Here is a 23,946-nt window from a genome sequence, read left to right as displayed (position 1 = left end):
TGGTTATACATTGTTCCTTTAAATGTCTTCCATTTTTCAATGATCCCCAGATATAAGTATCAAATATTGTCTATCTATCCGTAATAGGTTTGGGTTTATCGAAATAAAGTCACTATAATTAAACTAGGGAATTTATAGGCTCAGTCGAGCGGATTGTCTTCATCCAAACGTCCCGAAAACTTTTGAATAGTTAAAACAATGGTGTTGAGGGGATTAGGGGTTGATGCTGAAAATAGCGATAGGCTTTTTTTTGTCACTTCCCCGGCTAAGAGTATGAGATTGTCGTGTCCCTCCAAAACGCGATCAGCATGAATTGTGGTGTGAACATCTCTAAATTCCCTTTCCATTGGACTCATCCTTATACCAGCCAATGCGGTCAGGAGCGTGTCTGTCTAAATTTTCTTTACCATTCCTGCACCCAAACATACCTCTCAGACTGACTTACGCGGGGATATTGACCTCCGACTGACCATTACCCTGCTAGACATGATAGCGCAATCCCAGAATCTGACAAGATCTAAATTAGGATTGTAAACTTATGTAAAACAAACACGCTGTATCAATCATGATTTCTCGTCGCACGCTTGTGAGCATTCTCTTGGCAAGTTGTCTGGCTTGCTTGACGTGGTTAAACGTCACTCCCGCCGCCTCTGCTCTCGGCGGTAAACAACCGCCATTAAATGAGCCTGCACCAGAGTTTACGCTACCGACCAATAGTGGGGATGGGGAGGTATCACTCTCCGATTACCGGGGGAAATGGGTAGTTTTGTACTTTTATCCCAAGGATTTCACCTCAGGTTGCACCTTAGAGGCTCGTCGCTTTCAGCAAGATTTGCCCAAATATATAGAGAGAAATGCCCAAATTGTGGGAGTGAGTGCGGATGATGTGGACTCCCATGCCGATTTTTGTGACTCAGAGGGGTTGAAATTCCCCCTTTTAGCCGATACAGATGGGTCAGTGAGTCAGGCGTATGGGTCTTGGATGGGGTTTGTCTCCCTACGTCATACTTATCTCATTGATCCCGATGGTATCTTGCGGGAGATATTTCTCGGCGTTCGACCAGCGATTCACAGTACAGAGGTACTGGCACATTTAGATGAGTTGCGATCGGTGACATAAGCCTCATCCGTTACCACAAAAGGAATTTGTAGGGGCGACCCGCTTGTATCAATTCACACTTCTAGTCGATTGAATTGGCTCGGGTCGCCCATTGCTTAACCCATTCGGCTTTCTCAACGACCCATGATCCGCCAACCCCTATATCTACCCTTTGCAGAAGGAAAATGGCAAATGAGAATGAGTCTCAAAACCCTTGATCCCCAGGATTGGATTGAAATTGACGACCAGCTTGTCAAGTATTTGTCACAAAAAGATACTCTGCTCAAGACTCGACATTCAGAGGTATTTGCTAGTCTCCCCGGAACCGAAGCCAGTCAGCAAGAGGTTCTAGATTTACTGCTGGATCATCTGGTGAAACACTTCCCCCAGCATTATCGACGCCACGGTCAAACGATTGAGGCGATCGCAACCCATCAAGTTTGGCATATCCCGGACTTCGAGTCAGCACCTTTGGATTTAGCTGGGCGTCTGGTACAGGAGGATTTATTATTGATGGAGCGATCGCCTCAAGGATATCGTTTAGTCGCCGCCTCCCTCTGTTTTCCCTTGCGTTGGCGACTGCGAGAAAAGTTGGGATGTCCTCTGACTCAAATTCACGCCCCTGTTCCGGGATATTCTGAAAAGCTGGCGCATCCTGTGGATAGTGTGTTCAGTCGCCTCAAATCCAGTCATCCCGTTTGGCGATTAAATTGGAGTATTGTGGAATCTCCCGAACTATTCTTCCCTCCAGAGATAGCAAAACCCGGTTGGGAAACAACGATAAATTGCCAAAACGCTGGGGATAAGCTGTTTTTGAGACTTGAACGTCAGACACTAAGACGGTTAACTGGAAGTGGTGACATTCTTTTTACCGTGCGTACCTACGTCCATCCTTTGCGAGTGCTTGAAGATAATCCCCAGATGGCGAAGAGTCTAGCAGAGATAATTGAACAAATGCCAGTTGAGATGCAGGAGTACAAAAACATTTTACCGATCCGCCAAGTGCTTCTGGGATATCTGAAGAGTATAGTCAAGACTGGAGCGATCGCGAATAATTTAGATAACCCCACCATTGTTATGAAAAGGGAACCAACTAGCCACAGCCAATGATTTGCTGAGATTGTGGCATAGTCAAGTAAAAAATGATTGACATTTAGTCTGGGATAGGTTAGGGTTTGGGTGGACAGCATTAATATCTCGCCAGCTAATGGGCAGGATGTTGGTTGCGGTCTCAGCTTTAGGATATGAATTCTGTAGCTTAATAATGGCTGTAGAATTCATCTGCTGAAGCTGAGACTTTAACCTAACAGATGAATCATTAGTGAAGCTAGTTGGTTATGTGGGTATAGAGAGATTTTATATAAATCTCTTGAATCATCTCTGTTACATCTAGATGTGTGACCTACTCGTGCTGTCCAGTTAATTACTCTTAATTGGACAAAATCCATGACTTTAGTTTCTGTGTATTGCGATTTTCAGAACGTCCCATCACTTCAAAAGTTCGCTAATTTATTACTGTCTTTTGCTCACACACAAGGACATTTGCTTGACAAAAAGGTCTACTATAATTCACAATGTCAAAACCAATCTCAAGCCAAAGAACCTCTATCCAGTCTTGGATTTGACTGTCGTGATGTTCCTTGTCCTCTCAAGAACAGCGCCGATTATAAATTGATAGCGGATTGTATTAAGGATATACAGAGTAATCGTTCTCCAGACATAATTATTCTTGTGTCAGGAGATGGAGATTTTTGCTCATTGGTTTATATTCTGCAAAAGTTGGGCAAGAAGGTGATAATCTTTGCCCAGCTCGGCAATGTGAAACAAAAGCTAAAGGAGCTTGTTCAAGATGACTTCTATTTTGTAGACCAATTGCCTAAGTTAGTTCAAGTTAAAACTAACCCTCAGACGACTGCCGTTCAAGCTCAGCTTATTTACGAGGAGGCGATTGATTGTTTGAGAAACGCAATCCAAACAGCATTAAACCAGGGTCAACGTACATCCCTTTCCAAGATTGGTAAACTGATGCGTGATAATCCGCATTTTCCTAAGTGTAGTAAATTCCCATTAGTTTGTAAATCTGATGGGACAACCTTCTCGAAATTGAGTAAGTTTGTTAATGCAGCTATTGCCGAGGGGATAGTCTACGCAAAAAAGACAGGTAAAGAGCAAGAATTATTTTTGAGCGAGAGAAATCGATTGCTTGTCTAAATCTTCTTTACCTAGATGTAAATAAACTTAAATCATCTCGGTTACTTAGTATAACTGAGGTGATTTAAATTCACGCTAATCGCGTTTATTTATATCAAACCATCTCACCTAACTTTTCACGGGAAGTCTAGAAACTCTTGTAGAGGCGTGCCATGGCGCGTCGGGGCGGGTTTAGTCACATCTGGGTGCAACCGAAAAGATGGTTGTGAAACCCGCCCCTACAGAGACACCACATACCGTGAAAAGTCCAACCCTTTCACTTCATTACTTTTGAACATTAAACTTCTATGCTAGTAACCTTTCCCACAACAAGTAAGTTAGAAATGCGTCAACTTCCAACTATCAAAAATGAAACGCTGCGACTCAGCGCCCTAACACACCGTTCCTACGTCAACGAACATCCAAAAGCTGGTGAACATAACGAACGCTTAGAATTCCTGGGTGATGCTGTATTAGGTTTTGTCGTCGGTGAACTCCTCTACAATCGTTACCCGGATTTAAGCGAAGCTCATCTGACCCGTCTGCGTTCTAATTTAGTGGACGAGAAGCAACTGGCTAAATTTGCCGCCCAAGTCGGTATCGGTGACTTGATGCGATTGGGTAAAGGTGCAGATAAAGAAGGGGGTCGCCAAAATCCAGCTTTACTCAGTGATACCTTTGAAGCTTATATGGCGGCGTATTATATAGAATCGGGGATTGACGCCGTTCGCGAATTTATTCACCCACTTTTTAGGAGTGTGGCTGATAGTATAGTTTTTCAGACATCCGATGCTGAACCCAAAAACTTAGTGGATGCCAAAGGTCGATTTCAGCAATGGGCGCTAGCCAAATTTGTCGAAAACCCGGAATATTTTATTATCGATGAGTCTGGACTCGATCATGCCAAGGAATTCACGGCTGAAGTTCGCGTAAAAGGCAAAGTCTATGGTGTCGGAACAGGTCGCCGTAAACAAGATGCTGAAAAACGTGCGGCTGAAGCAGCGCTTAAAAAGGTTGAAGTTGAATAAACCTGCGTGACTCCCCTAATGGAGTCCCATTGAAGAATTTAGAATTGTTATAAGTAGGTTGATGGAAATAAACTCAACCATGTTAAGTTATGTTAACAAGCCTCAAACCCTTACAAATGACGAATGACGAATGACGATCCCCACCGTTAACTTTAATTGTCCCCACCTACTTAAGCTGTTCGGCATTTAAACCTTAATGTCAATAATGGGGAAATATTTGTAGGTAGTGCGTTAAGCGAAGCCATGCCGCAGGCTTTGCATCTTGCTCGCTACTAATACCCAATTTAAATGCATGACAAAATTGATGCTTAAATTGGGTTCGTAATCAGGGCTTTCGCCTAAAACCTGGTTGGATTTCCAGCGTCAAGCCAACCGACACCCCATCCCACCATGTTAGCTGTGCCGTTCGATAATGGGGCTTACCCCTGAGTAGCTTCTAACACGCCAGATTCGTTACAGTGTCTCTAAGACAATCACAGCAATTGAATCCGTAAACTAAAATGGCAACGGCAACGACTTCTCCAGTATCCCAAGCACTACCTCCCTTAATTCCCCGCGAAACCCTATTCGGAAACCCCGATCGCACTCGCCCGCAGCTATCCCCCGATGGGAAGTATTTGGCTTATGTCGCCCCAGATGAGAAGAATGTGTTGCAAGTCTGGTTACGAACCGTGGGAGAAGATGATGATCAGCAGCTAACGGCGGATCAAAAGCGGGGGATTCGTCTTTATGTCTGGACATACAATCCTAACCAGCTTATTTATCTGCAAGACTCAGACGGCGACGAAAACTTTCACCTCTACTTGGTGAATGTCCAATCCAAGTTAGTGCGCGATTTAACCCCCTTCCAAGGCGTGAAAGCCCAACCGATTGACCTTGATCCGGAATTTCCTGATCAAGTCTTGGTGGGAATGAATCTCAACGATCGCCAAAAATTTGATGTGTATCGGATTAATCTAAATAATGGGGCAGTCGAGTTTGAGACCGATAACCCTGGTAATATCGTCAGTTGGGTAGCTGATGCTCAATTCCAGATTCGGGCAGCGATCGCAGCGACGCCAGATGGGGGTTCCGATCTGTTATTCCGCGAAACGCCTGATCAATCCTTTGAATTATTACGCCACTGGGGACCCGATGATGAAGGATCAGCCGTCACCTTTTCTGAGGATGGCAAAACCCTTTATATTACTGGATCACACGATGCCAATGCCCAACGGTTAATTGCTTTAGATTTAGCCTCCCGCCAAGAAACCGTTATGGCGGCTGATGAACAGTATGATATCGGTGGTGTGGTTATCCATCCGACTCAGCGCCGAATTCAGGCGGTGTCCTTTTATAAGGATAAAGTGGAATGGCAAATTCTCGATGAAAGCATTGCTGATGATTTTAATGCGATCGCACAAATCCGAGACGGTGAATTTGCCATCACCAATCGCACCTTAGCCGATGATACCTGGTTAGTGGGCTACGCCACGGATGATGGTCCAGTCTATTACTATGTGTATAACCGTGAAGCTAAAACCCACTCCTTGTTATTTAGCAATCAACCCGAACTGGAAACGTTGCAACTCGCATCAATGCAACCCATTTCCTACCAAGCGCGGGATGGTTTAACGATTCACGGCTATCTCACTACACCTGTTGGAATTGAGGCAAAAAATTTACCCACGGTGCTTTTGGTTCACGGTGGACCCTGGGCGCGAGATACGTGGGGCTATAGTCCAATCGTGCAATGGTTGGCAAACCGAGGTTATGCAGTGCTGCAAGTCAATTTCCGAGGCTCTACAGGCTATGGGAAAGCGTTCCTAAATGCCGGAAATCGAGAATGGGCGGCAAAGATGCACGATGATTTAATTGATGCCGTCAATTGGATTGTAGACCAAGGGATTGCGGATCGGAACAAGGTGGCAATTATGGGCGGATCGTATGGGGGATATGCCACATTAGTCGGATTAGCCTTTACCCCAGAAGTATTTGCGGCGGGTGTGGATATTGTTGGTCCGAGTAACTTAGTTACTTTAATGCAAAGTATCCCCCCATACTGGGCACCCATGAAAGCCATGTTTGCCCATCGCTTAGGGGACTTAGACACAGAGGAGGAGTTTCTCAAAGCGCGATCGCCTTTGTTTTTCATTGACCGGATTCAGAAACCCTTACTGATTGGTCAAGGGGCGAATGATCCACGGGTAAAACAAGCCGAAAGTGAACAAATTGTTGAAGCGATGCAAAAGGCAAATAAACCGGTTGAATACGCCCTTTATACAGACGAAGGACATGGATTTGCTCGTCCAGAGAATCGGCTTCACTTTTTCGCGATCGCGGAAGAGTTTCTCAGTAAGTATTTAGAGGGACGCTTTGAACCGATTGGTGAAATCAAGGGTCATTCGGGAGTTGTAAATTAAACCCTAACGTAGGGGCGCAAGGCTTGCGCCCTTTCCCGTGAAATTGGTTACGAAATTATGTTGTTTTAATGCAGAGGGGCGCAGAGGTTTACGCAGAGGGCGCAGAGAAAATTAGCGGATTTGAATGAATAGTTTATAGAATTGGATAAATAACCGGAAACGATATCGGTAGTCAAATTACCCATTAAATACGCCATTTCATGACAGACGTGCCATGGCATGTCTCTACAAAATCAGATGCAGGATTCTCATAATTATTATAAAATTCTGAAAATTTCTCCCGGTGCAACCGAACAGGAGATCAAACAGGCTTATCGTCGCCTTGTGCGTCAATACCATCCAGATTTGCATCCTGATAATCCAGACGCCACGGAGCGATTTAGAGTCATTTGTGAGGCGTATCAGGTGCTGTCGGATGAGGTAAGGCGGCGTCAGTATGACCAAGAGATTCAACCTCAGTCTAATCCGCCTAAAACTGAGTCAATGACGGCTCAAGATTTTTATGTGCGGGCGGTTAGTAAGGCGTTGGCTAAAAATTATCAGGGGGCGGTTAAGGATTGTAATCAAGCGATTTCCCTAAATCCTAATTTTGTAGACGCCTACGTGGAACGGGGCGCCGCGCATTATAAATTAGGAAATGCTAGGGGAACACTACAAGATTGTAATCAGGCATTAAGGATTAATTCTCAGTTTGCCCCAGCTTATTATTACCAAGGGAGAGCGCGTTATCGACTGGGATATAGTCAGGCGGCGATTGATGCTTATACTCAAGCGATCGCGTATGATTCTACTCACGCTCAGGCTTATTATCAGCGCGGTTTAGCCCATAAAGATTTGAAGGAATTTGAAAGCGCGATCGCGGATTTTCACCAAGCAGCAGAATTATTACGTGAACAAGGAGATAAAACAGGATATCGGTTAGTTCAGGAAACGTTGCGAACTCTGCAACAGACACCCGGAAAAGGGGGAGTTTCCCGGAAACGAAATCCTATCCGTTATCTCAAAGGGTTATTGGGGGACACGCTATTTACAATTAAGTCCTTTTTACTCAATCCCATGGGGGGACTCTTACCCAGTTTTGCCCGTCTCGATGCTCAACGCGCCATGGTGGTAGGATTCCTATTGGCGGCGATTTTTGATGCTTGTTTTGTCTGGGGTATTTATACAGGGTGGCGGGATGTAGTTTTTGTTTCCCTGGTTCCGTTAATCGGCGTGGGTATGATGCCGTTTATCATTCTAGCCGCGATGAGTGCGATCGCGCGATTAATTCGGCGTCATCCTGGTAGTTTGGCGGGGGATAGTTTTCTGGCTGGGGCGACACTGATGCCATTAACTATTTTAGCGATCGCTAATGGGATTTCGTCCAATTTGCCGAGTCAACTTATGGTGATGATCACTGTATTCACTAGCTGCTACACGATTCTGACGCTGTATAGTGGTTGCACACAGATCGCGAATTTATCAGAAAAGACAGCCGCGTTATTGGTTCCGGTGATGGTTCTAGTCAGCGGCTGGATTTCCTATTGGGCGTTTATGGCGATGCTGGGAATGGCGTCTTTTTGAGGATGCAATCAAGAAACTGTCCCAAGCCGACATTTGATAAAGTTTGTGTAAACGTCCAGACTCCCCTAAATAAAAGAGGAAATCCGGGAAATGATTCCAGGCGTTATCGCCAAACTAACTCAAACCGGGCATTTTTTAAACAATTCCCGAAAAAAAATCACTCTATTTCAGGTTGGGTTATAGGAAAAGCTGATGAAGTCAACGTAATCCGCTTGCCTTGGCGATCTGATAACTCTAAGCTAGGAAATAGCACAGTTATCAGTATTGTTAAGAAAGTATGAAAAAAACATTGTTGGCAAGTTTAAGTTTGGTCTTAGGCTTAATCTTTATTCCTGAGAATGTACAAGCCCTTACCTTGTATGAGGAAGATTTCTCTGGTGAAAACGGCAAAGGAGCAGCAGGCGGAGCCGCTACAGACGTAGTTGGCGTGGATTGGTCGATTGAGTTGAATGATGCGGCTCTCTTTGACTCCAACGATTACTTCAGAGTCGAGGCTGAAGCCTTCACCGCTCGTGATACAAACGCGGGTTGTCCGAATGTAAGATGTTCTGGGGGTAATCTTAATCCCTTATTTCCAGCGTGGCTGAGTCCAAAAATCGACATTTCTGGATTTAGTAATCTGGCATTATCGTTAGATGCTTTTGCCAGTGATGTCAGTTTTGAACATGAGGAAAACAGCCCGATTGGTCACAAAGATTACTTTATCGTGTCCTATTTACTGGATGATGTTGAGTTTCTGGCGGCTGACTTAATTACCCAGACTGGGTTTTTCAGGAATCAAACGGTGAATCAAGCGATCGGTAATGGTAGTACATTACAAGTGAAAGTGCAGCTTAACACGACGGCATCCACAGAGTTGTTGTCGTTTGATAACATTTTGGTCACAGGAGATCAAATCAATTCCTCTCAGTCTGTTCCTGAACCTGCATCTATTATGGGTTTAATCGCACTGGCGGGTGTCGGTATAGCTTCCCGTAAACACCAATCTGCTAAGAAAGCTATCGTCAACCCAATTTGTAGGGGCGGGTTTAGGAACTAACATATCAAAACCTAACCGATAACTTTCGTACAAAACCCGCCCTTCCACTGTTGAAAAGGAAATCGCAGCTACACAAACCAAGTCCGCCTGCGCGGACTAAATTAATCGCGTTATCGTCAACCCAATTTGTAGGGGCGGGTTTAGGGACTAACATATCAAAACATAACCGATAACTTTCGTACAAAACCCGCCCTTCCAAAGTTTGCGATCGCGTCTTTCCCGTCTGTTGTCATAATCTTTTTATTCACCGTTTCTTTGGCATTAGATTTTCCTTGACAAAATGACTTGAATAGGCTGAAGCCCTTACTACAAAACTCGCCCTCTCACCGCCTGCGATCGCGTCTTTCCCGTCTGTTGTCTTAACATTAGGATGGGTCAGCATTTGAGCGGATCATGAATTAGGCGCGTCTGGTGGTGGATTGGGTGGGGAAAGCGATAGCAGTTGCTTTAACCCTTCTGGCACATTGTAGGCTGTTTCTAATCCTCGCGCGTTTTTCCATTGAGTATTGGCATTCCAGATAATACTGTCTAGGTTGGCGTTGCTAAAGTCAGCGTCGCTAAAGTTGGCGCTGGTAAGATTGGCACTGTAAAGGTTGGCGTTCCAGAGGTCGGCTTCCTTGAGATCTGCGTTACTAAGGTTGGCGTTACTGAGGTCTGCATTGCCGAGATTTACCTTGCTAAGCAGGGCATCACTGAGGTTGGCGCTGGTAAGATTGGCACTGTAAAGGTTGGCGTCAAAGAGATTTGCGTTACTAAGGTTGGCGTCGCTAAAGTTGGCGTTCACTAGGTCAGCGTTGCTGAGGTTGACGCGAATGAGATTGGCATCGCTAAAGTTGGCACGGCTTAGGGCGGTACGGCTGAAATCCGCATATGTAAAGTCTGCATTTCTGAGGTCGGCGTTGCTGAAATCCGCACCTGTAAAGTCTACATTTTTGAGGTCGGCGCGGCTAAGAAATTGGCTAACTATATTTACAAAGGTGTCAAGTTTAACGCTATTGCTATAACTAATAATGCGAAGCAATCGAGTTGGTTCAAAACTATCACTATCTATCTGACTACAAGGATTAAAGCTAATCTTACCCTTCAGTTCATCCGTGTTCTGAGCGTAACGATTCAATACTAACAGCAGAATCATCACATTTAGCCCAGCATAGATATCCACCTCTCGTAGTCCCATTAAACTGCCATGCTTTCGCAATTGCAGCATCGTTTTCTGAGGCAGATTACTCGTAGGTTCTGCATTAATAAAGTCCCCATTGCACCAATCGAGGTAGAACTCTTCTAAACGCTGAAATAATTGCAAAAATTCTTCCTGATTGACATCAAGCAACACCATCACATACTCGACAATTTCCGATGTCAGCCCCCCATACCCCAGTAAATCGTAAACTTCCTCGGCTAACTTTTCCCGGCTAACCAGAAAACCTCCACGTCTGCGGCGCGGTTCAACTAATACCCACTCTTTCAAACTTTCAACTAACCGCTGGGCGCATAAGAACTCAGCAAAACTTTTATGGACAAACTCCACCGCGCCTTCTGTGGCGTCAGCAGCCGAAGCGGGTCGTAAATAAAACGCTGCTAGCGCATTTTTCAAGGGATTATTGCCAATGCGTTCTCGTGCCTTTTCTAACAATTTTCTGGCTTGATCATCTCCCTTGAGACGTTCCTCAATCATGGCAATTGAAGTCCACTCTCCACCCGATTGGGTGACACATAACCCCGCTTCCGTGAGAATGCGCCGCAAGTCTTCTGTTTCCTGTGCAGTAAGTTCCAGATTCAGTTCTTGAGAACGCTGCTGAGTCAGTACCCAATCTAAAGCCTTTTGATAAATTAACACTTTCGCACCAGCGCGGCTGGTTCCCTCAAACATTTCCAAGGATATTTCACCATCCCGGTGCATCGCAGCTAAAAGGTAAAGTAATAGCGGTTCTTGCGCCAATTCCTTCACCCGTTCTGGGCAGTTTTCAGCCTGTAAAAATTCCCCAAATGCATTAGCGTTATCCTCACCTACTAACTTTGACCATTTCCCCAACCACTGCTGCTGGAGTTGGTCATTCATGAGGGCAATTTCTACCCGTTCTAAATTTCCAGGGAGAAATCGTTCATCATGTAATGCTAATTCTCTACCCGTGACTAAAAACCGATGTACCAGTTGTGAATTTTGCTGACAAATGGTTTGATAATTTCCCACCTGTTTGAGAAACTTTTCAATCCCGCCTGTAGTTCTCCCCTCCATTCGCAATTCATCAAATCCATCCAGCACGAATAAAAATCGGGTATTGCGGTCAGTTAACCAGCCGTCATCACTCTTAACAAAATTTGCCTTAACCGCAGCGCGGAGGGTATTTTCGATATTGTTTTCAAAGGCGTCAATATCCCGGAGTCGAATCAGAATCGGTGTCCAGATGGGATGAAGATGTTCTCGCACCCAATTGGAAAACATGCGACAAAAGACACTTTTTCCTCGTCCGGGTCCCGCTTGAATGAACAGAACTTGACCATTTTTATCCGAGTCCGTAAGTTGTTCTGTTGCCCACTGTTCTAAATTAACCGGGTTTGCTTGTTTATAAACTTTGCCGTTTTTATCGACTAAATGGGCTTCCAGTGGCACATAGATATCCGGAAGCGTGAACATTTCACCCAATACCTTCCACTGACTTTGTAACAGAGGATTACTGGTATCAGGAGATATCTGTTCCGTTAAATAGGATTCAATGCTGCTATATTTCTGGGTTGCTTGGGTTTCCCGTGCGGCGGTTCGGGTTAATTGTAGAGGTTGGGTAATCTTCTCTGATTCATAGGAGAGTAGCTGATCAATTATCGGATAGATTCCCCAGGCTACCCATCCGGTGACAATGGGAATACTGTACTGATTTAATCCCGCTTGGTTTAAGTATTCTGATAATTGTTGATTTAAAGCCTGTCCTAACCGGGATTCAGGAAAATAAGTTAAAGCGTCTTCAATTAATTTCTGATCGAGTTGAAGTTCTCCAAGCTGATCCAGTTGTGATTTAGCCGCTTGATTTGATATCCCAGAACCGATCGCCTGCTGTAGCCAATCATTCTCACGCACTAACTTATCGAAACTTTCCAGATACGCTAAAGGAAACGCGATCGCAGCCCACGCTTCTAAGCTTGTCTTCCCCTTCGCCTTATCACGATACAGGTTCACCCCTTTGCGAGCAAGCCCCACAAACGACAACCCCGCCGGGATCACCGCCACAGGTGCGGCTGGCGTTCCCAACAAACCCAGCGCGATCGCTAATTCTAACCCCGCCTTAGAAACCTCTGCGCCAGCCTCGGCAATTTCTCCCGGTTTCCCTAAATCCCGGATATCAGTATTGAGAAGCTGCCAAACCTGCTTAAATTTATTCACCGTCACTCAGGCATTAGACTCTCCCTTACACAATAACCTGAAAGTTCGTAATTGCGCTTGTAGTTGCGCTTTAGCGCCATAAACGCCTGTCACCCACCACAAACCTTTATAGCACTACGCATTGAGGTTAGGACAATACAATTAGGTGAAAAGGCAACAGGCAACAGGGAAATATGCTAACGTATCCCCGTAGTGCTATAAATCTAATTACGCTGACTTAAACCGCACATTGCAAACTAGGACGAGGACGCCAGCAAATAAATTTCCGGAACCTAAAGCTTAAGTAAGCCTTAGCTTACTAGGTAAATCTTGCAACCCGTTTTAACGGGTTTAAGCTTTTAGCCGGAACTTTAGTTCCAGGCTTAATCGGCTATCTATTCCGGAATTTCGCTAGTATAATGCAGCTTAATAAAACTATCAAAAGAATACCAAGCTAAAACATACCAAGGAATCACTTCAATCATCAATCCCTTAACGATTAATTGCCTTATCGCTAAAACACTAAAACCCAAAGGAATCAAAAATCTTATATCAACTATCCCATCGGTTGCCCGTCTCACGCGACGATTGAAATGAGTAACGGCATAAGTTACACTCGCCGCCGCATCAGATTGACCCTTTTCCGAACGCCTCGGTTCTTTTTCAGGAATCGGACTAAACGTAACTCCTAAATCCTGCAAAATCGCCCAAACTCCCTCGAAATTAATGTGATCTTGGGCGTAAAAAATAGTAATACTACCACTGTGGATATTAGCTCGTACCCGATAAATCTCTAGACGTTCATTTAACAACTTGATCAGCGGTTCAATGTCCTCAGATTGGCGATACTCTGGAGCCACCCGTAATCGCACTCGCCCTGGCGTTTGACTAATCAATTCAGCATAAATCGATGAAGCACCGATGTCTGGCATCGTTTCCTTTAGTTTGGGCATTTTGGAATTATTGGTGATAATCATAATAAATTATCAATTATGAATTGTGCATCACGAATTGTAGAGACGCGCCATGGCGCGTCTCTACAGGATTAATCGAAATTAACCTTCACTATTCGGCGCGGGTTCCAATTCGGCTTGGCTTTTTTGTTCAGCCAATTCTGCCTTTGCTTCTGCCACGATGTCTTCAAAAACTTCGCCAGATTCTGAAATCATCCCTTTACCTTTTTCGTAAAAGACAATTCCACCTTTGACCATCGCTTTGGCAACAGGTTTCCCCACCTTGACAGCAGCCGGAATCAGCAACGGCGCAGCAACAACGGCACCAATACCCGCCACAACACCGGGAACCCCCAGATCTTCAAACAGATCAGTTATTTTAAAAGCCATAATGTACCTCCTTCATTCAAAAAACTTTTCCGGAACTGTTATTCTAGCAACCCACCCAGGAAAATGCATGATCCTAGGGATACACTATTAGTTCGTTTCCGGATGATTGGACACTTGAACAATGCTATTCTCGTCTAATTCAGTCGCCAGTTCTGCCTTACTCTGTGCCACTAAATCGCCAAAAGCTTCGCCAGCTTCTGCCATGACAATTTTGCTCTTTTCATAGAAGACAATGCCACCTTTAATCGCAGCTTTAGCAACAGGTTTACCTGCTTTCGCCAAGGCTGGACCAAAAATTGGTGCAAGAACAACCGCACCAACACCGATAAGAACACCGGGAATGCCAATGTCTTCGACTAAATCTTCGAGATCAAATAAACTCATAAAACACCTCCAAACGTAGATTGAAAACTTTCAAGTTGAGACAGCAGGGGGAGCGGGGGGAGCAGGGGAAGCAGGGGAAGCAGGGGGAGCAGGGGAAGCGGGGGGAGCGGGGGAAGCAGGGGAAGCAGGGGGAGCGGGGGAAGCGGGGGAAGCAGGGGGAGCAGGGGGAGCAGGGGGAAGCGGGGGAAGCAGGGGGAGCAGGGGGAGATGAGGGATATATAACAAATGACGAATGACGAATGACAAATGACAAATGACAAATTAGTCACTCGTGGCTTCAACCTCAATCGCCGCTTTATCCCCCTTGAGTGCAGGGCGTAATCCGTTGACGCCAGCAATCACACTAGAACCATTGTTAATTAACGTTGCCGTCATCGGATTTAATCCCACCGTCGCCGCGATCGCTAAACCAGATAAATTAGGTACAGCGACGATATTGGTATTCTGGCGGATAATCTCTTTAGCATTCCGGGCGATCGCAATCGCTTCCACTAAACCGCGCAAGTTATTCTGCATCAACACCACATCAGCGGTTTCGCGGGCAATATCTGATCCATCCCGGAAGGATACCGATACATCAGCATAGGCTAACGCCGCTGAATCATTCAGTCCATCACCAACAAACGCCACCGTTTTCCCCGCTTCATGTAACTGCTGCACCACTTCCGCTTTGCGTTGGGGGAAGGCTTCGGCGTGGGTATGACTGGGAGGAATATTTAATTGAGCCGCCACAGTCGCCGCCCGTTGACAATTATCCCCCGTTAGGATATGAATTTCCGCCCCAATCTCATCCCGCAACAGGGCAATCACTTCAGCACTTTCGGGGCGCAAGGGATCGGTATATTGCAATATACCCAGAAGTCTGCCATTACTTGCCACATAAATGGTTGGATATCCGGTTGTCTTCACGTCAGGATGGGCGGTATAGAATGACTCTAGGTCAATTCCCTCTTTCACCAAGAAGCGTTCGCTCCCCACTAACACCGTCTGTCCTTCAATTTGCGCCTGAATCCCTAAACCGACTTGGTAATCCCACTCACCGCGCTGGGGTATAATCACCTCCTGATAATTCGCGTAACGCATTACGGCTTCCGCAACCGGATGGGTAATCCGTTGTTCCGCCGCCGCCGCCAGTCGCAGCACATCTAGTTCAGAAATAGCGGGATCAGCGGTTTTAATCCCAATCATTGCCACATCGCCTTGTGTCAATGTCCCCGTCTTATCAAAAACGATCGCATCCACTCGCGCCAATTGCTCTAACGCCCGCCCACTCCGTAATAGAATCCCCTGACGGGCTGCACTTAACATCGCCGCCATTACAGTAGTGGGTACCGATACCCGAATCCCCGTAGCAAAGTCAATGGTTAAAATTGACGCCGCCCTCGCCGCATTCCGAGTTAGAGCAAAAATAGCCCCCCCTAATAATAAAGTCGGCAGTACCATGCGATCGGCAATTTTCGCCGCATAGTTTTCCACACGGGTATCATGAACCGGGGCATCTTGCAGTAACTTCAGGGTTCGTCCTGCCAGGGTATCTGCACCGATACGTTCAGCTAGAATATACAGTTGTCCTTCCCGTACCAATGTGGAGGCATAAACGTTATCCCCCTCACTTCGCACCACGGGCATAGCTTCACCCGTGAGTTTTTGCTCATCAATCAGGGCTTTGCCATGCAGAATCTGCCCATCCACGGGAATCTGATTCCCCGGATACACAATCACGGTATCCTCTGGCTGTACCTGTTCAATCGGAATTTGCTGTTTTTCGCCATTCCGTTCCACCCAAACAACCTGCGCCAAGGAACTGAGCAAATCTAAGGTTTGACTGTGAGAGGAACGCGCCGTGCGTTCTCGAATTGCCTCACCCAGTTCAATTAGCCCCAACATACTACAGGAGGTGAGGAAGTGGCGTTGAGCGGTAATAATCGTAATCGCGGCTAGATCCAGAAAATCCACATTGAGGCGGCGTTCCTGAGTAATACTTTCGATCGCCCGTCGAGCCACAGGTATTGTCGCCAGTGCGATTGTACCGCCGATAATTAAAGGATGGAACGATAACCCCAATGGACCACTAACCAGAGAAATCACTGTGGCTAACGTCGGTAATTTTAATCTAGACCAATTTCCGGGTTCCGGTGACTTCTCTGGCTGCGTCGGATTCTCTGGAATCGTTAGCGCTGCATTGGTAGCAAGCTGAATCAGTTTCCCTAACCGGGAACGCATCTGGCTATCCGGTTCACTGGGCAGATAGCGAATCACCACCGATGCGGCGGCTGGTTTTAACCGCACAGACGTAACTTGGGGTTCTGCGGCTAAAAGCCGTTGCAGCCGTTGAGCATAGTTAGAATCATGAGCAATGCGCGGAATCCGAAACCGCACTCGTCCAGGTGTTGAGTGAACCACTCGATAGGTTACCTGAAACTGTCGTGTTTTTGGCTTGGTTCGCTCAATCACAGTTGGCGATTTACGTTCCATGGCTGCTGTCTGTTTCTGGGAAACATTGCCAGATGTCAAAAGCACTTGCTTCATTTTCACCACCCTCTCTTTCTGTCAATACAATTTGTTTTGGTGAGCAATATATAGGGAGCGATCGCAACTGGGATTAAACGCCTACGATTGGCATTTTTGCCATCAATCTGAGAATGGTGGAAAGCGCTGCTGACTTAAATTCCAACCAAGGACTCACTGAGGTTGCGATCGCGGGTTGAGCGTCTTCCATGGATTCTGATTTATTAGCTACAGAATCATCGGTGTTGGCTGGTTGTACATCCGGCTCAACAGAACTCTCCTCAGGCTCCTCACTTTTGTGATCCTCTTGTTCTACCTGCACCGGAGGAGTCAACGAATTCACCTCGGCTGCAATCTCCTCAGATCCTTCCTCTGGTTCATCTGGAAGGGCGGGTTTAGTCAAGTTATCTGTTGTCTCCGGAACGTTATCGGTAAAACCCGCCCCTACAACCTGGTTCTCAGACGTGCCATGGCACGTCTCTACATCCCCGGCTCCTCTGCTTTCCGGCTCTTTGAAGTCAGGATCAGCAGCGATTTGAATCAGACTAATGAAATGTAACCCAGCTTCCGCTTCGGAAACCTGCATCGGATTGTAGGTGATCACCACAGATGCGACGGTGCTGTTGCAGCGCATCTGGGTAATCCAGTCATCTTTTTTAACTAAGGATTGCAATCGGCGCAGATAGGCTGAATCTTCGGTAACTTTAGGAACACGAAAACGCATCCGTCCCGGAACTGTATGAACTAAGCCATAGACAACCGCTGAATTGGTATTGAATGCGACTGTTGGCGGCTTATTATTTTGCTCATAAGGTGTAGCAGTTGCAATAGCCTTTCCGTCTAAATTGACATTATTTTCGTCCGCCTTGTCACCTTCCTTCTGTCCTGTGTCTTCTAACCAATCCAAATTATACATAATCTGGCGAACGACATTCGCTGTCAGTAAATAGACCAGAATTGACCGCCATCCTTGCAGTCCTAGTTGCCTTGTGGTTAACAGTCCAATTAATAAGGGAATAAAGGATATAAGCTGAGTTCCTGATTTTTTCCAAGCCTCTGCGTCTAAAGGTTCCTGACTCTGAGGCTGTTCAATTTCGCCAAGTCCTAAATTCCCCAGAATTTGAAAAAGTTGAGCTAGAGATAACTGATTCGTATCAAAGGTAATGAGTAAACTTCCAATTTGCTCATTGGTTCGTATCTCTCGCACGCCGACCCGCTTTCGCAGGTGAGGCGTAACCGCTTTTAATACGGTTCCCGGTTCCTCTCCTAAGACTCGGAGTCTTAGACGACCTGGAACAACATGTAAAATTTCGACCTGCCGCTCTGGGCGAGGTGAAACCACACCAACCATTGGCATTGACCCTCGTAACAGTAGTGTGGAGTTTCTCTGGTTAAGAACAGGTTAACCTCCATACTTAAGCATACACCCTATCTTTAATTTTTTATCTGAAAAAAATATTATGAATGTGAGAGAGTCTCTTAACCTAATCTTATACTCTATGTATACAGGAATACATTGGTTGGATTTTTGCTTGAGATTTTGACTGATCGAATCTTTGTATTCTGCTATACATTATCTGTCTGACTGTTCCTTCCCGTTCCTTTCCCATCTCAACCGTCAACGGTAATGTTGTTCGGCTACTTAGACAAACTGGATCAGCTGTCATGGATTTAAATTAGGGATGAGTAGCGAACGAGACGCTCGCACTGAACGTGATTTCGTCCTTAATACCATTAAGGCTTAAATGCCGAATCGCTGATTACTGCAGCATTTCAGAGTCAAGAGAACATTGCTGGGCATGGGAATGCCTATCAGTTAGGTTGCGTCTTGACCAAAACTTCATAAAATCCTGATGATTTCTTTATTAAAACTTTATAAAAAACAAGAGAAAACTTTATAAAATAAAGTTGAATTCAATTTTACTCTGACTAGAAAATATTGCATTCAAAAAGAGGGTTGGCGCGATTATATTGTCGCAAAATTCAAGTTAATGCATGGGTGGAAAGTTGCCGTCTTAGCATACAGATCCAAGAGATAATCCAATATCATACAATCACATTTGGAGCAAGTCGATGAATTACATTTTTGGAACAGTTGGTGATGATTGGCTAGAAGGCACATCAAGTGATGATGTTATTTTTGGTGGTGAAGGAATCAATAGGATTATTGCGATATATGGTGATAATCTGATTTATGGCGGTTCGGCTGCTGACACAATTACGGCTGGGGATGGCAATGATACCATCTACGCCAATGAAGGGGTCAATATAATTGATGCTGGAGATGGTAATAATTCGATTTATGGCGGTTCGGCTGCTGACACAATTACGGCTGGGGATGGCAATGATACCATCTATGCCAATGAAGGGTTGAATGTCATTGATGCTGGAGATGGCAATAATCTGATTTATGGCGGTTCGGCTGCTGACACAATTACGGCTGGGGATGGCAATGACACCATTTATGCCAATGAAGGGTTGAATGTCATTGATGCTGGAAATGGTGACAATCTGATTTATAGTGGCTCTGGAAATGATACGATTACCACTGGTTCTGGTGATGATACCGTCTACGCTGGTGAAGGGGTAAACACGATTAGTACCGGACATGGAAATGACATTATTTACAGTGGTTCAGGTGATGATTTAATTAATGCAGGTAGAGGTCAAAATCAAATCTGGCTGGGTGGTGGACAGGATACCATTGGCTTAGAAATGTGGGGATCTAGTGAGATTAATAACTTTAACCCCTATCAAGACAAAATTGATTTAGGTAGCTTAGATCCACGCCACGTAGTTTTGATTGGACAAGGTAATGATACGATGATTGCTTTACCTCATTATTGGATTATGGCAACGATCCATAATGTTGATGTTCAAACAGTAGCGGCTCAATCAACGGATATTTTTGGCGCAGAACTAACCATATTTTCTAGTTGAGGTGTTAAGAAACTACAATAACCTTGTAGAGACGTTGCATGCAACGTCTCTACAGGTCTATGTCTACACTGTTCCCTGTTCCCTGTTCCCTGTTCCCTGTTCCCTGTTCCCTGTTCCCTCTTGGGATCAACTGATGTCCTAAGGTATCCCCGTAGTGCTATACATGATATGAATCGGACATCTCGCGATCGCGCCCAATGACGCCCCCATGACGCCCCCATGACGCTAAGTGGTACTCAAGAAACCCAAGCGTGAGAGATCGCTGGGTGGAAGTAGGTTGCATGTACACTCTTCATTTAGATTAGCGCATTACGCTTCTAAATAAACCTTTGCCGCTTAAATTTACCTTTTTTAATATAGTGACGGCGATAAATTTACCAAAGCTTAATTCTACAATTAAAAATTAATTAATTCACTGACAATCTGAAGATTATCAGCAATTTTCATGAGAAGACTAGACAGATTGTAAACGAAATGTTATAAATATTAATTAAGCGCAATACATACGATAGTAAATACTCAAAGATTGACGGGGTGTTGTCTGAAGCACGAGGATTGTCCTTTACCTATAGACTTCCAATGAATCAAAATTACTCAACCGTTTCCGTTGCCGCCCCTGCTGCTTCCCAGCCCTTAGCCAAAGTTACTGCTAAGTCCGGTTCAGATAACTCCCTCTGTTATGAGTTTCAGGTGCATGGAGTTGGCAGAGGTACATTTAGCTGCTCTGGTCATTTCCTGAATGGGAATAATACGGAGTCTGTACTTTTAGAGTCTTTAGTCTGGAATGGGAACGTCATCAAATTAAATAACTTCCAAGAACATAGCCTATGCTTTGATCAAGGAAAATTATTGGGACTGAATCTTTTAGGTGAAGGGTGGGAAATTCTGTTGAATCTCGGCATTCAGATCAATAGTGTTCACCGGATTAAAGAAGTCACCTATAAACTGATAAACCCATCCGCATCGGTTCATAGATAACACCAATCGAGGTAGGGATGCATGGCGTGCCATTGGTGAAAAATCCGCCATACCTTGATTGAACCCCTCCCTAACCCTCCCCTTGTCAAGGGGAGGGAACTTGCATAGCCTGACATGATATAAAATCTAGACAAGTTGGGTGCGAACAGGGATCGTTCCTAGTAAAGTCCTTTAAGATTTATTTAAACGATGATGAAACCTAAAGTAGTAGTAGCGGCTGTTTTGGCGACGAGCGCGATCGCAACGGGTGTGGTGCTAGGTTCAGCTAGTTCCGCTCAACCCTGTATGTATAAGCAGTCTGAGTCTTATCAGCAAAAAGAAGCACAGCTAGACTGGTTGCGATCGCCTTGGGCTATCGTGATCACCTTACCCGGAATCGCCTTGGCAACAGCGCTGTCTAGAGGCGGGCGTGCTTACGAAAGTTAGAGGAATTATCGCGGTTGTAGGGGCGAGTCGCTGCATATTGGTGTCAACTTAAGCTCAACCCCTCACCCCCAGCCCCTCTCCCAAGCTTGGGAGAGGGGAGCAAGAGATCCGGTTCCCCTTCTCCCCACGGTGGGAGAAGGGGTTAGGGGATGAGGGGGAAATGTCGAGGAGTAGACAGACACAGCTTAAAACCTTGTCAGTATTAGTTTGCACCTTAAGTTGACACCCATGGTCGCTGCATATCGTCGGCGGTGTGAGAATTAACCTATCTCGACTCGCCCTTTTATAACGGTACGTGGTTTCTGATCATTCCCGATACTCAGCCCAGGGCGACCCGATCACATTAAGGGCTGGGCGGTGTGAATTGAATGCGGCGGGTCGCCCCTACCATTGTCTTTATGTAGGGCTTGCTGCACGAAGCCGAAACCGCAAAGCCCATCAATACTTTGAGCTTTATTGACAGAGGGTTTGATTCAAGGAAATCGGGTAGTATTCTTTAAATGTATGGCATCACTTTGCTCAGGAAAAATGTACCCTTGCTCCCCCAGCTCCCCCAGCTCCCCCAGCTTCCCCAGCTTCCCCCGCTCCCCCTCACCACAACACTTATTCAGCAGCCCCTATATAGGGCTTGCTGCATGAATATGGCGCGTCTTCTACTCCCGATTCCCATGCCGATTTACCGAACACTGGGGCGCAATATACCAAGCCCCACCCCGATTCCCACTCAAATCACACGCTTCAATTGGACCGGCACCATTGGATTCGACATAAATTCCTTGTGCCTGATTCCGATTAATCTGACATTGCCAAATCTTAGCATTACCCTCTTTTTTAATTGTGACGCCAACTCCCCCATTTGCGCCAATATCGCAGGCGGCTAACGTCACTTTACAATCCGAACCAATAAATACGCCATCCTGCTGCATTCTATAAATTTTGCAGTGCTGTAGCGTGGGATGACTGCCTTTAAGAATAGACACGCCCGTATTATGGTCTGATAGGGTACAGTTTTCTATTAATCCCTGACCATTCTGACTCACTAAAATCCCATACATCGCTCCACCTTGGATCTGACAATAGCGGATTTTGGGATTCGCGATCGCGCCATGAATATAGATACAGGCAATACCGTTGGATATAATCGTACAGTCCTCTAAAATTAATTGCCCTTGAGGTATATCAATGGCATAGGGCTTCAGCAAGGGTTCACCAATTAAACGCCCCATCCCATTTGCCTGTTGTACATTAAACCAATCTTGATGACGCAGGGTTAAGCCGCGAACAACGGCTTGTTCGGTCTGAATTTGCAGACAAGGTTGGTATCGACTTTCGATAATAATATCCTCGGGTTGTCCCTGTCCCACAATTTCCACGTCCTTATCAATTACTAAACTTTCCTGATAGAAACCGGGACGCACGATAATGCGCGTCTGAGGTTCCGCCTGTTTAATCGCATCCCGGATACGTCGATAATTCGCCTCACCCAGTTTAGCGACAATCAGTTCTTTTTTTATTGGAAGTAAGGAAGGTGTTTTAGACAGAGATAATGAAGGCGGATTTGTCACCGTCTCTAAGTCATGGAGGACTTCTGTCGCTGACTGATAACGTTGCTTTGTCGCACCTTGCAACATTTTATCCAGAATGCGACCTAACCGTTCGCTGATTGGATGGTTAAGAATGTCTCGCCATACCCAAACCCCGTCATCGAATGAATACAGATCAAAGGGATCAGTTTTGGTTAAAAGATGAATACAAGTTACACCTAAACTATAGATATCGCTAGCAAATACGGCTTTCCCGGCGGCTTGTTCCGGGGCAGTATAGCCAGCACTGCCAATCACGGTTCCGGTAACCGATAGGGCGGTTCTAGGGGAAAACTTAGAGGCACCAAAATCCACCAGTACCAGTTTGGGGGCAGACGTCTGGAAAGAGGTGACAGATTCTGTCTGAGAGGTTGCTGAAATTTGAGTCAGTTGAGACGGAGAAGCTGGAATACGTTGAATAATATTTTCGGGTTTAATATCTCGATGAATCACCTGTTGGTTGTGGATAAATTGTAAGACGGGTAATAAATCCTGCAACAGGTTAATAATTTGAGTGTCATCAAAACTACCCTCTTGAGCCAGTTTTTCAGCTAAAGTCTGTCCCGGAATAAACTCTTGCACCAAATATTGACAACCCTCTGCTTCAAAATGCGCCAAGAGTTCTGGAATTTGGGGATGTTTACCTAATTCGTCCAGGCGCACCGCTTCTTGTTCAAAGAGTTCTGCTACTTTTTGTCGGTTTTGACTTCCGTGAATATGAGGAAAAACCTGTTTAATCACGCAATGGGGTTTCGAGGGTTTATATTCATCCACCGCCAAGAAGGTTCTCCCAAAACCCCCTTGACCAATTTGGCGAATAGGTGTATAGCGATCGCCTAGTCGTAATTTTGCCCCACAGTTTTGGCAAACCCTACTCCCATTCTGGTTTTGGGGAGATTGACAGGTGAGGTTGATACAGTAGCTCATTACTCAAGGGAACAGGGAACAGGGAACAGGGAAGCTCTCCGTAGCCTCGTCGCCTCGTTTCCAGGCTTGAGAAGGGAATGCTTTTAGGGAGGCTCTGCCTTTCATACTAGCGCTAGGGATAACCGATTGAATTGAGTCGGGGCGGGTTTAGTCACATCAATGAGATAAGTTTCATCGATTG

21 protein-coding genes are annotated in these 23,946 nt (G+C 45.5%); 12 read left to right on the top strand and 9 right to left on the bottom strand.

Annotation, left to right across the window (positions count from 1 at the left end; genetic code table 11):
- Positions 1-140 precede the first annotated feature (140 nt).
- A complete protein-coding gene (locus RIC07_RS21415) occupies positions 141-347 on the bottom strand; it encodes a hypothetical protein (RefSeq protein ID WP_446396290.1) in 207 nt (68 codons plus the stop codon).
- A gap of 218 nt (positions 348-565) precedes the next feature.
- On the opposite strand from RIC07_RS21415, the gene RIC07_RS21410 reads away from it, so the two are divergent.
- From RIC07_RS21410 to RIC07_RS21380, 7 genes are all read left to right on the top strand, one after another.
- The gene (locus RIC07_RS21410; protein ID WP_446396289.1) at positions 566-1,120 is read left to right on the top strand and encodes a peroxiredoxin; all 555 of its coding nucleotides are present in this window, start codon (positions 566-568) and stop codon (positions 1,118-1,120) included.
- A gap of 171 nt (positions 1,121-1,291) precedes the next feature.
- Positions 1,292-2,209 (top strand): heme-dependent oxidative N-demethylase family protein, encoded by a 918-nt coding sequence (locus RIC07_RS21405; protein WP_446396288.1) that lies wholly within the window; start codon positions 1,292-1,294, stop codon positions 2,207-2,209.
- Between the two features lie 336 nt (positions 2,210-2,545).
- Positions 2,546-3,310 carry an NYN domain-containing protein gene (locus tag RIC07_RS21400; RefSeq protein WP_446396287.1) on the top strand — a complete coding sequence of 255 codons (765 nt, stop codon included), beginning with the start codon at positions 2,546-2,548 and terminating at the stop codon, positions 3,308-3,310.
- A gap of 323 nt (positions 3,311-3,633) precedes the next feature.
- Positions 3,634-4,317: a ribonuclease III gene (rnc, locus tag RIC07_RS21395; RefSeq protein ID WP_446396286.1), complete on the top strand. Its 684-nt coding sequence runs from the start codon at positions 3,634-3,636 to the stop codon at positions 4,315-4,317.
- A gap of 500 nt (positions 4,318-4,817) precedes the next feature.
- The gene (locus tag RIC07_RS21390; protein WP_446396285.1) at positions 4,818-6,719 is read left to right on the top strand and encodes a S9 family peptidase; all 1,902 of its coding nucleotides are present in this window, start codon (positions 4,818-4,820) and stop codon (positions 6,717-6,719) included.
- Between the two features lie 219 nt (positions 6,720-6,938).
- Positions 6,939-8,282: a DnaJ domain-containing protein gene (locus RIC07_RS21385; protein ID WP_446396284.1), complete on the top strand. Its 1,344-nt coding sequence runs from the start codon at positions 6,939-6,941 to the stop codon at positions 8,280-8,282.
- A 277-nt stretch (positions 8,283-8,559) separates the two neighbouring features.
- Positions 8,560-9,321 carry a PEP-CTERM sorting domain-containing protein gene (locus tag RIC07_RS21380; RefSeq protein ID WP_446396283.1) on the top strand — a complete coding sequence of 254 codons (762 nt, stop codon included), beginning with the start codon at positions 8,560-8,562 and terminating at the stop codon, positions 9,319-9,321.
- A 244-nt stretch (positions 9,322-9,565) separates the two neighbouring features.
- On the opposite strand, the gene RIC07_RS21375 is transcribed toward RIC07_RS21380, so the two are convergent.
- The 5 genes from RIC07_RS21375 to RIC07_RS21355 form a co-directional block, all read right to left on the bottom strand.
- The gene (locus RIC07_RS21375; protein WP_446396282.1) at positions 9,566-9,703 is read right to left on the bottom strand and encodes a hypothetical protein; all 138 of its coding nucleotides are present in this window, start codon (positions 9,701-9,703) and stop codon (positions 9,566-9,568) included.
- Between the two features lie 9 nt (positions 9,704-9,712).
- Positions 9,713-12,697, bottom strand: coding sequence for a pentapeptide repeat-containing protein (locus tag RIC07_RS21370; RefSeq protein ID WP_446396281.1), 2,985 nt, complete (start codon positions 12,695-12,697; stop codon positions 9,713-9,715).
- Positions 12,698-13,071: 374 nt separating this feature from the next.
- Positions 13,072-13,653, bottom strand: a complete 582-nt coding sequence (locus RIC07_RS21365) for an HMA2 domain-containing protein (RefSeq protein ID WP_446396280.1) — start codon at positions 13,651-13,653, stop codon at positions 13,072-13,074.
- 78 nt (positions 13,654-13,731) lie between these two features.
- Positions 13,732-14,019 carry a DUF5132 domain-containing protein gene (locus RIC07_RS21360; RefSeq protein ID WP_446396279.1) on the bottom strand — a complete coding sequence of 96 codons (288 nt, stop codon included), beginning with the start codon at positions 14,017-14,019 and terminating at the stop codon, positions 13,732-13,734.
- A gap of 87 nt (positions 14,020-14,106) precedes the next feature.
- Complete coding sequence (locus RIC07_RS21355) at positions 14,107-14,403, bottom strand: DUF5132 domain-containing protein (protein WP_446396278.1); 297 nt, start codon at positions 14,401-14,403, stop codon at positions 14,107-14,109.
- Positions 14,404-14,423: 20 nt separating this feature from the next.
- On the opposite strand from RIC07_RS21355, the gene RIC07_RS21350 reads away from it, so the two are divergent.
- Entirely contained in the window at positions 14,424-14,639 is a 216-nt protein-coding gene (locus RIC07_RS21350) for a hypothetical protein (protein ID WP_446396277.1), read from the top strand.
- A 25-nt stretch (positions 14,640-14,664) separates the two neighbouring features.
- Here RIC07_RS21350 and RIC07_RS21345 read toward each other — a convergent pair whose 3' ends face one another.
- Both RIC07_RS21345 and RIC07_RS21340 read right to left on the bottom strand, forming a co-directional pair.
- Positions 14,665-16,932, bottom strand: coding sequence for a heavy metal translocating P-type ATPase (locus RIC07_RS21345; RefSeq protein ID WP_446396276.1), 2,268 nt, complete (start codon positions 16,930-16,932; stop codon positions 14,665-14,667).
- Between the two features lie 73 nt (positions 16,933-17,005).
- Positions 17,006-18,268, bottom strand: a complete 1,263-nt coding sequence (locus tag RIC07_RS21340) for a hypothetical protein (RefSeq protein WP_446396275.1) — start codon at positions 18,266-18,268, stop codon at positions 17,006-17,008.
- Positions 18,269-18,984: 716 nt separating this feature from the next.
- Here RIC07_RS21340 and RIC07_RS21335 point away from each other — a divergent pair.
- From RIC07_RS21335 to RIC07_RS21320, 4 genes are all read left to right on the top strand, one after another.
- Positions 18,985-19,851 carry a calcium-binding protein gene (locus RIC07_RS21335; protein WP_446396274.1) on the top strand — a complete coding sequence of 289 codons (867 nt, stop codon included), beginning with the start codon at positions 18,985-18,987 and terminating at the stop codon, positions 19,849-19,851.
- Position 19,852: 1 nt separating this feature from the next.
- The gene (locus tag RIC07_RS21330) at positions 19,853-19,993 is read left to right on the top strand and encodes a hypothetical protein (RefSeq protein ID WP_446396273.1); all 141 of its coding nucleotides are present in this window, start codon (positions 19,853-19,855) and stop codon (positions 19,991-19,993) included.
- Between the two features lie 437 nt (positions 19,994-20,430).
- Entirely contained in the window at positions 20,431-20,829 is a 399-nt protein-coding gene (locus tag RIC07_RS21325) for a hypothetical protein (RefSeq protein WP_446396272.1), read from the top strand.
- 189 nt (positions 20,830-21,018) lie between these two features.
- Entirely contained in the window at positions 21,019-21,255 is a 237-nt protein-coding gene (locus RIC07_RS21320) for a hypothetical protein (protein WP_446396271.1), read from the top strand.
- Positions 21,256-21,908: 653 nt separating this feature from the next.
- On the opposite strand, the gene RIC07_RS21315 is transcribed toward RIC07_RS21320, so the two are convergent.
- Positions 21,909-23,765: a protein kinase domain-containing protein gene (locus tag RIC07_RS21315; RefSeq protein WP_446396270.1), complete on the bottom strand. Its 1,857-nt coding sequence runs from the start codon at positions 23,763-23,765 to the stop codon at positions 21,909-21,911.
- Positions 23,766-23,946: the final 181 nt, after the last annotated feature.

It is taken from the genome of Coleofasciculus sp. E1-EBD-02, from assembly GCF_040218245.1.
Taxonomy (GTDB): Bacteria; Cyanobacteriota; Cyanobacteriia; order Cyanobacteriales; family Coleofasciculaceae; genus Coleofasciculus.
This window is presented reverse-complemented; position numbering and strand designations above follow the sequence as displayed.

Bases quoted from the DNA above. Each gene is read 5' to 3' on its own strand.
- RIC07_RS21415 (WP_446396290.1), bottom strand. From the start codon at position 347: ATGGAAAGGGAATTTAGAGATGTTCACACCACAATTCATGCTGATCGC.
- RIC07_RS21410 (WP_446396289.1), top strand. From the start codon at position 566: ATGATTTCTCGTCGCACGCTTGTGAGCATTCTCTTGGCAAGTTGTCTG.
- RIC07_RS21405 (WP_446396288.1), top strand. From the start codon at position 1,292: ATGAGAATGAGTCTCAAAACCCTTGATCCCCAGGATTGGATTGAAATT.
- RIC07_RS21400 (WP_446396287.1), top strand. From the start codon at position 2,546: ATGACTTTAGTTTCTGTGTATTGCGATTTTCAGAACGTCCCATCACTT.
- rnc (WP_446396286.1), top strand. From the start codon at position 3,634: ATGCGTCAACTTCCAACTATCAAAAATGAAACGCTGCGACTCAGCGCC.
- RIC07_RS21390 (WP_446396285.1), top strand. From the start codon at position 4,818: ATGGCAACGGCAACGACTTCTCCAGTATCCCAAGCACTACCTCCCTTA.
- RIC07_RS21385 (WP_446396284.1), top strand. From the start codon at position 6,939: ATGTCTCTACAAAATCAGATGCAGGATTCTCATAATTATTATAAAATT.
- RIC07_RS21380 (WP_446396283.1), top strand. From the start codon at position 8,560: ATGAAAAAAACATTGTTGGCAAGTTTAAGTTTGGTCTTAGGCTTAATC.
- RIC07_RS21375 (WP_446396282.1), bottom strand. From the start codon at position 9,703: ATGCTGACCCATCCTAATGTTAAGACAACAGACGGGAAAGACGCGATC.
- RIC07_RS21365 (WP_446396280.1), bottom strand. From the start codon at position 13,653: ATGATTATCACCAATAATTCCAAAATGCCCAAACTAAAGGAAACGATG.
- RIC07_RS21360 (WP_446396279.1), bottom strand. From the start codon at position 14,019: ATGGCTTTTAAAATAACTGATCTGTTTGAAGATCTGGGGGTTCCCGGT.
- RIC07_RS21355 (WP_446396278.1), bottom strand. From the start codon at position 14,403: ATGAGTTTATTTGATCTCGAAGATTTAGTCGAAGACATTGGCATTCCC.
- RIC07_RS21345 (WP_446396276.1), bottom strand. From the start codon at position 16,932: ATGAAGCAAGTGCTTTTGACATCTGGCAATGTTTCCCAGAAACAGACA.
- RIC07_RS21340 (WP_446396275.1), bottom strand. From the start codon at position 18,268: ATGCCAATGGTTGGTGTGGTTTCACCTCGCCCAGAGCGGCAGGTCGAA.
- RIC07_RS21335 (WP_446396274.1), top strand. From the start codon at position 18,985: ATGAATTACATTTTTGGAACAGTTGGTGATGATTGGCTAGAAGGCACA.
- RIC07_RS21325 (WP_446396272.1), top strand. From the start codon at position 20,431: ATGAATCAAAATTACTCAACCGTTTCCGTTGCCGCCCCTGCTGCTTCC.
- RIC07_RS21320 (WP_446396271.1), top strand. From the start codon at position 21,019: ATGATGAAACCTAAAGTAGTAGTAGCGGCTGTTTTGGCGACGAGCGCG.
- RIC07_RS21315 (WP_446396270.1), bottom strand. From the start codon at position 23,765: ATGAGCTACTGTATCAACCTCACCTGTCAATCTCCCCAAAACCAGAAT.